This window comes from Arthrobacter sp. LAR12-1-1.1, from assembly GCF_040676555.1.
Taxonomy (GTDB): domain Bacteria; phylum Actinomycetota; class Actinomycetes; order Actinomycetales; family Micrococcaceae; genus Arthrobacter.
In genome coordinates, this window is sequence record NZ_JBEGIG010000013.1 from 37,464 (window position 1) to 44,585 (window position 7,122).

A 7,122-nucleotide genomic window follows, 5' to 3' on the forward strand; every position below is an offset into this window, starting at 1 on the left:
GGCCCTCAACCGGACGACGGCGTTCCGGCAGCGGCGCCAAGGACGCTGCCCAGGTTGCGGTACTTCGCCAGGCGCCGAGGGAGGAGTTCGTTGACTCCGGCGCTGGCGAGCGTGGCGAGTTCGTATTCGATGGCCCGGCCGAGGCGCCGGCAGAAGGCCTGCGCCTCGTCGGCGGCATCGGGGCGTTCATCCACGATGTGCTCCACGAGTCCGTTGGCGTGCAGGGATGCGACGTTGACGCCCTGGGCCTCAGACATGGCCGGGGCGAAATCCGTGTTCCGGTGGACAATGGCGCTGGCGCCTTCGGGCGGGAGCGGGGAGAGCCAGGCGTGCTGGGCCGCGATGGTGCGGTCCGCGGGCAGGAGGGCCAGTGCCCCGCCGCCGGCTCCCTGTCCGAGCAGCACGGACACCGTGGGCGCGTTGAGGCCGATCAGGTCGTGGAGGGAGCGGGCGATCTCGCCGGCCAGGCCGCCTTCCTCGGCCTCTTGGGACAGGGCGGCGCCGGCGGTGTCGATGATGGTGAGCAGCGGCAGCCGGAGTTCCTCGGCCAGGCGCATGCCGCGCCGGGCCTCCCGGAGGGACGCCGGCCCCATCGCCGACTGTCCCGATGCCGCCGTGCGGGAGGGCCTGGGCCGGGTGTTGCCGATGACTACGCAGGATTGCTGGCCGAATCGGGCCAGGGCCAGCTGGAGGCCGGGGTCCTTTTCGCCCTGTCCGGTGCCGTTGAGCGGGAGCACGTCCCGGGCGCCATACGCCAGCAGTTGCCGCACATCCGGGCGGCGGGGATCGCGGGAGATGCCGATCGACTCCCAGGCGCCGGCGCCGGACGGCTCCACGGACATGGTCGCGGGCGCGGAGATCGGTGCGTGGGGGCCGGTGACCAGGATGCTCAAGGCACGGTCGACGACGTCGGACAGTTGCCGGGGCGGGACCACCGCGTCAATCAGTCCTTTGTCGAAGAGGTTCTCGGCGGTCTGGACGTTTTCCGGGAACGGGGTGCCGTGGAGGGCCTCGTAGACCCGGGGTCCGAGGAAGCCGAGCAGGGCTCCGGGCTCGGCGGCGGTGATGTGGCCGAGGGATCCCCAAGAGGCCATGACGCCACCCGTCGTGGGATGCCGCAGGTAGACCAGGTAGGGCAGCCCGGACTGCCGGTGGGTGCGGACGGCGGCGCTGATCTTGACCATGGAGAGGAACGCGATTGTTCCTTCCTGCATGCGGGTGCCGCCCGAGGCAGGGCCGGCGAGGAGGGGCAGTCCTTCGTGGGTGGCCCGTTCGACGGCGTTGACGATCCGTTCGGCCGCGGCCTGGCCGATGGAGCCGGCGAGGAACCGGAACTCGCTGATGATGACGGCGACCCGGCGGCCACGGATGAGGCCAACGCCTGTGAGGACGGATTCGTCCACGCCGGTCTTTGCCCGGGCGGCGGCCAGTTCCTGCCGGTACTCGGGGCCGGGATCGGGGTCCACGATGGGCGCGTCCCAGCTCCGGTAGGAGCCGGGGTCGAGCACCGCGGCGATGAGTTCGGCGGCGTCCAGATGCCGGACTTTCTGCTGGGTCAGCATGCCGGGTGGCCTTCCTGGCCTGCACCTGTGGCTGTGCCGGATCCCGTGGCCGTGCGGGCTCCTGTGCCCGTGCCGGCTCCGGGGGCGGCTGTCAGCCCGAGCCACCGCCTGATCTGCTCCCCGTCCTGGTCCAGCAGCGGCGGTGCGGTGTGGGTCTTCAGCGTGGTTTCTGCGGTGCCGGCGGGGCTGAAGAACCGCAGCGGCGGGCCCGGCAGGCTCACGGTACCGAGGATTTTGTGGTCGACATCGATCACCAGGCCCTGCGAGTGGACCTGGTCCCATTCGTAGACTTCGTCCAAGGTTCTGACCTTGCCGGCCGGGATGCCGGCGTCGTTAAGCTTGGTGAGCAGCGGCTCAGCCTCGAAATCGGAGAACACCCGCTCCACTTCCTCGATGACTTTCTCGCGGTTGCGCACGCGGTCCGCGTTGCTGGCGAACTCCGGCCGCGCGGCGTCGATGCCGAATGTCGAGGCGAACGTGCTCCAGAGCTTTTCGCTTCCCACGCTGATCTGTACCCGGCCCTGCCGGCAGTGGAACAGACCGTAGGGGGCAATCGAGGGGTGGTGGTTGCCCTGGGCCCTCGGGATTTCCCCCGCAACGGTGGCCCGGGTGCCCTGGAAGGCGTGGACTCCGATCAGCGCCGCGAGGAGGGAGGTGCGGACGATCTGGCCCTGGCCGGTGCGCTCCCGCTGCAGCAGCGCGGCCAGGGTGCCGAAGGCCCCGTACATGCCGGCGAGGAGGTCGGCGATGGGGACTCCGACGCGTTGCGGATCGTCCGGCCCGGACCCGGTCAGGGACATCAGCCCGGCCTCGCCCTGGAGGATCTGGTCGTAGCCGCTGCGCCGGGATTCGGGCCCGTCGTGCCCGAATCCCGTGATGGAGAGGACCACCAGGGCCGGATTCAGGGCATGCATCTGCGCAGCCGAGAACCCGAGCCGGTCCAGGACGCCGGGGCGGAAGTTCTCGATGACCACATCGGCGCGCTCCAGCAGCTCACGCAGCACTGCCCGCCCGTCGTCGCTCTTCAAGTCCAAGGCAATGGATTCCTTATTCCGGTTGCAGGACAGGAAGTACGTGGCCTGCGGATCATCCTCCGGGCCCACGAACGGCGGGCCCCAGCCGCGGGTGTCGTCTCCGGTGCCGGGGTTCTCCACCTTGATCACCCGCGCGCCGAGGTCAGCCAGCATCATCCCGGCATGCGGGCCGGCGAGGGCTCGGCTCAGGTCCACCACGAGATAGCCGGTCAGGGGGCCTTCGGCGTCGGGCGTGGGTTCGGTGCTCATTGGCGTGTTCCTTCTCTGGTCGGTCTTTGCGGGTGCGTGCGGTGTGCTTGAGCGCTGGTTGGATTGCCGGCTACATCCAGCCGGTCACATCCAGCCGGGGACCACCATGACCAGCCAGGCGATGGCCGGCCCGACGGCGACGACGATGCCGCTGTACGCCAGGATCTGCTTGTAGAACCTGTCCTTGTCCACGTCCTCCGGCGCGTTGGCCAGGACCAGGGCGCCGTTGGTGGAGAACGGGGACACATCCACGATCGTGGAGGCCACGGCCAGGGCGGCGATCACGCCGACTGCGCCGACCTCGCCGGTGGCCAGGAACGGCACCGCCAGTGGAATGAGGGCCGCGAGGATGGCGGTGGAGGAGGCGAAGGCCGAGACGATGGCGCCGATGTAGCAGATCAGCAGGGCGGCGAGCAGGGGCATGCCAAGGTCAGCCACCCCGCCGGATACGAATGCGATGGTGCCGGCCTCTTCGAGGACGCCCACGAAGGTGAGCATGCCGCAGATGAGCAGGACGGTGGACCAGCTGATCTTGTTGACGGCGTCCTTCTGCGCTGCGGGGGACACGAGGGCGAGGACGATTGCGATGGTGATCGAAACGAAGCCGACATCCACTTTGAATCCGAGCGAGATGACAGCCAGGGCGACCAGACCCAGGATGGTGATGAGCTGGGGCAGGGACGCACGTGCGCCGTTGGCCGGATGCGCGCCGGCCCCGGCGGGACCGGCCGCCGGGGATGCACCGGAGCCGCCCGAGGTGCCTTTGGCCGAGACGCCGGCGGCGGAGATGTCGGAGCCGGAGCCCTGCAGCGTGACGCCGGCCGCGCGGGCACCCACGCTGACGGACATGCGCTTTTCTGCGGCCTGCTCCACCAATCGCCCGCCCGGGGTGGACAGCAGTTTGCCGCCGCCGAGGACGACAAACAGCACCAGCGCGATGCCCAGGTTGAAGAGGAAACTGGCCAGGAAGACTGCCATGGGATTTGCATCCAGCTCCGTCTTGGCAATGATGCTGTTGACGGTGACGCCATAGACGGCGATGGGGGAGAAGCCGCCGGCCTGCGCGCCGTGGACCACCATCATGCCCATCATGAGCGGATTGATTTTATGCTTGGCGGCGAAGCTCAGGGCGATCGGCGCGATGATAGCCACGGCGGCCGGGGAGAGGGCGCCGACGGCGGTAATCACCGCGGTGATGGCGAACATGACCCACGGGATCAGCGCCACCTTGCTGCCGACCAGCCGAACGGCGCCCCGCACCAGCAGGTCTATGGTGCCGTTGTTCTGCGCGATGGCGAACAGGTAGGTGACCCCGACGATGGTCAGGAACAGGCCGCCGGGGAAGTTGGCCAGGATGTCGTTGGTGGACATCCCCAGCACCACGGAGCCCAGCAGGAAGGCACCCACAAAGGCCAAGGCACCCATGTTGAGCGGCAGCACCGTGGCCAGAAGGAACATCACCGCCAGGATGATGATGGACAGGACGGGAGCGGACATCGTTGTTCCTCCGAATCGAAGTGGTTTACTGACTGGCTTAGTGGCCTAGCCTCCTAGACACTAGGTGTCTTTGTCAATAGTTCTCCGGTAGTCTTAGGGTCAGAACAGGCTGGAAGGACGAGCATGGAAAAGCAGGCGGCAACGCATCAGATTTCCCGCGTTTCGCGGCCCCGGCTCTATGAGCAGCTGGTGGAGCAGATCATGGACTTCATCGAGTCCGCCGAGCTGGGTCCCGGCGACACGCTGCCGGCTGAGCGGGAGCTTGCCGAGCGGCTGGGGGTTTCGCGGGCAACCCTGGCGCAGGCCCTGGTGGCCCTCGAAGTGCTCGGCGTGATCGACGTCCAGCACGGCACCGGAGCGGTGCTGGTCTACCGGCCCAACGTTCCGTCCGTGATCAAAGGCCTCCGCGAGCACCGCAGCCGTCTACCCGAGATCGTTGAAGCGCGGAGCACGCTGGAGGTCAAACTTGCCGAGCTGGCCGCGGCCAGGCGCACCGAGCAGGACATGAACGCCATCGATCACGCCCTAGAAGCCATGGCGGCAGAAGTCGCCTCGGGCGGCCGGGGTGCGCGTGGCGACGAGCTGTTCCACCAGGCCGTAACCGCTGCGGCCCATTCGGCGGTCTTGGCCCAGCTGATGACTTTCATTGCCGGAATGGTCCTGGAAACGCGCCTCGAATCCCTCGCGCAGCCCGGCCGGCCCGAGCAGTCGCTCGCCTCCCACCGCAAGATCGCCGACGCGATCAGGTCCCGGGATTCGGCGTCCGCCGCGGCGGCGATGCTTGAGCACATTGAACTGGTCTCTGATGTTGCCCTGCTGAAGAACAGCTAAACCGGTATGACTGTGAACCTTGCCTTCGACCCGCCGTGTGGCCCGGTCACCGGATGGCGCGACGGCGCCGTCGTGCGTGCCACCGGTATTCCCTACGCCACAGCCGATCGGTTTCAGCCGCCCGCGCCGGCAACTGACTGGTCCGAGATGCTCGAGGCGACATCCCTGTCCCCGGCGTGCCCGCAGGCCCCGGTGCCCTTCCTGGACGACGTGCTCGGCACCCGCTACGGCGAACTTCCAGGCAGCGAGGACTGCCAACGGCTGTCCATCACCGTGCCCGCCGATCTCGACGACGATGAGCGGCTGCCGGTGATGGTGTGGCTGCATGGCGGCTCCTACACGTCCGGATCGGGGGATCTGGCGATCTTCGACCCTTCGGCGCTGGTTGCCGAAACCCGGGTGATCGTCGTCTCGGTGACCTACCGGCTGGGCCTCTTCGGATATTTGTCCACCAGTACTGGCCGGCCCGCCAATTTGGGCCTGCTGGATCAGATCGAGGCGTTCCGGTGGGTGCAGCGCAACATCGCATCGTTCGGCGGCGATCCGGGCAGGGTCACCGCGTTCGGGCAATCCGCCGGGGGCGACGCCGTCGCGCACCTCATGGCGACGCCGGGCGCGGCGTCGCTCTTCCAGCGGGCCATTATTCAAAGTGCCCCGCTGGGTATTACCAGGGGACGGGAAAAGATGAACGCCGCCATGGGTGTCGCCGCGGAAGCGGTCACCGCCAGTACTCCGGCGATGGACGTCGTCGCCCGCGAAGAATATGTTGCGCGGGCGGCGAGGAAGTTCGGGCTGATGGCTGCCATGCCGTTCGGGATCCAGTACGGGCATTCACCCCTGCCCGAGGAATCCGAGCTCGACGGGGCCTGGAATGCGGCTGCGCCCGGGATCGACATCCTGATCGGCCACACGGCGGACGAGGCCCGGCTGTTTCTGCCGCGAAGCCCGCACCTGAGCCGAGTGGCCAGGATTCCCGTGGCCGGCAGCGCGGTACTCAAGGCAGTCACCTGGGTGGTCACGGAACTCGTGTACGGCAAGGCAGCCAGGCAGTTTGCCAGGCGGCATGTGCGTGCAGGCGGGCGGGCCCACAGCTACGTGCTGTCCTGGCGCGCACCGGGAAATCTCTACGGCGCCGCGCACACGGTTGATCTGCCGCTGCTGTTCGGCCACCAACGGACATGGGAGGGTGCCGGCCTGCTGGCGGGTGCCACCTGGGACGAGATCAATGCGCACGGCCGGGCGATGCGGGCGCTGTGGGCACGGTTCGCCTACGGGGAAGGCCTGGGGGCCCGGGGCGAGATTCCCGGCTCACTCCGGTACCGCTCGGTCTAGAACAGCTGGGCCGCGATCACCCAGAGGAGCGCCGCGACGCCGAGGGCGATCATCGGGCGGTTCCATGTTGTGGTTACTGTGGTTGTGGTGTCTGTGCCCTCAGAGGAGCGGAGCCCGGCGGCGTGGGCGTCCTGCCACGCCTGGGCGATCTCGTCACGTCCGGTGATCACCGCGGGCTGGTTGAGTCGTTCATTGCTTGGGAGAATGCTGTGCGGCCGGCTCTTTAGATCGCTGACATGTTCGAATTGGGTATCTGCTTAGCTGAAGTAGTTTCTGCGAGGATGTGAGGCTGCGTTGGGCCGCACCCGCGCCGTTGCCGCCGTCATTCGCGTCGGTCTGGCTCCCCGCGGGAGAGCGCCGCGGCCATCGAGGAGAGGTCCTCTGGGTGGAAGGCGCGGTGTGATGCCGGGCTGCCTCGGATTAGGGGAGCGAGTCGGTCGCCGATGGGGCACCGGGTCCATCATCCGAACTGTCGGAAACGGGCACCGGACGGGTTCTGGAAGACATTGGTCTCGGTCCGCGCACCGAACTGACCGACCATCAGGTCGGCACGCTCTGCGGTGTCCAAGTTGACGCCACGGTCACCTACCTCGGCACGATTCGTCCCGGTGGCACGG

At 68.1% G+C, this 7,122-nt stretch carries 6 protein-coding genes; 2 read left to right on the forward strand and 4 right to left on the reverse strand.

Annotated features, from left to right (window positions below; all coding sequences use genetic code 11):
- Positions 1-5: 5 nt before the first annotated feature.
- The 3 genes from MRBLAR12_RS11435 to MRBLAR12_RS11445 form a co-directional block, all read right to left on the reverse strand.
- The gene (locus tag MRBLAR12_RS11435) at positions 6-1,562 is read right to left on the reverse strand and encodes a carboxyl transferase domain-containing protein (protein ID WP_364746086.1); all 1,557 of its coding nucleotides are present in this window, start codon (positions 1,560-1,562) and stop codon (positions 6-8) included.
- Entirely contained in the window at positions 1,556-2,845 is a 1,290-nt protein-coding gene (locus MRBLAR12_RS11440) for a CaiB/BaiF CoA transferase family protein (protein ID WP_364746089.1), read from the reverse strand. Before MRBLAR12_RS11440 ends, MRBLAR12_RS11435 begins: the two co-directional genes overlap by 7 nt.
- Before the next feature lie 84 nt (positions 2,846-2,929).
- On the reverse strand, positions 2,930-4,342 hold the full coding sequence (locus MRBLAR12_RS11445; protein WP_364746092.1) for an SLC13 family permease: 1,413 nt from the start codon (positions 4,340-4,342) through the stop codon (positions 2,930-2,932).
- 123 nt (positions 4,343-4,465) lie between these two features.
- Between MRBLAR12_RS11445 and MRBLAR12_RS11450 the strand changes: the two genes are divergently transcribed.
- Positions 4,466-5,173: a FadR/GntR family transcriptional regulator gene (locus tag MRBLAR12_RS11450; RefSeq protein WP_364746095.1), complete on the forward strand. Its 708-nt coding sequence runs from the start codon at positions 4,466-4,468 to the stop codon at positions 5,171-5,173.
- A gap of 6 nt (positions 5,174-5,179) precedes the next feature.
- The gene (locus MRBLAR12_RS11455) at positions 5,180-6,505 is read left to right on the forward strand and encodes a carboxylesterase family protein (protein ID WP_364746098.1); all 1,326 of its coding nucleotides are present in this window, start codon (positions 5,180-5,182) and stop codon (positions 6,503-6,505) included.
- On the opposite strand, the gene MRBLAR12_RS11460 is transcribed toward MRBLAR12_RS11455, so the two are convergent.
- Positions 6,502-6,675 (reverse strand): hypothetical protein, encoded by a 174-nt coding sequence (locus MRBLAR12_RS11460; protein WP_364746101.1) that lies wholly within the window; start codon positions 6,673-6,675, stop codon positions 6,502-6,504. The genes MRBLAR12_RS11455 and MRBLAR12_RS11460 overlap by 4 nt on opposite strands.
- Between the last annotated feature and the right edge of the window lie 447 nt (positions 6,676-7,122).

Coding starts and splice junctions, on each gene's coding strand:
- MRBLAR12_RS11445 (WP_364746092.1), bottom strand. CDS start 4,342: ATGTCCGCTCCCGTCCTGTCCATCATCATCCTGGCGGTGATGTTCCTT.
- MRBLAR12_RS11435 (WP_364746086.1), bottom strand. CDS start 1,562: ATGCTGACCCAGCAGAAAGTCCGGCATCTGGACGCCGCCGAACTCATC.
- MRBLAR12_RS11440 (WP_364746089.1), bottom strand. CDS start 2,845: ATGAGCACCGAACCCACGCCCGACGCCGAAGGCCCCCTGACCGGCTAT.
- MRBLAR12_RS11450 (WP_364746095.1), top strand. CDS start 4,466: ATGGAAAAGCAGGCGGCAACGCATCAGATTTCCCGCGTTTCGCGGCCC.
- MRBLAR12_RS11455 (WP_364746098.1), top strand. CDS start 5,180: ATGACTGTGAACCTTGCCTTCGACCCGCCGTGTGGCCCGGTCACCGGA.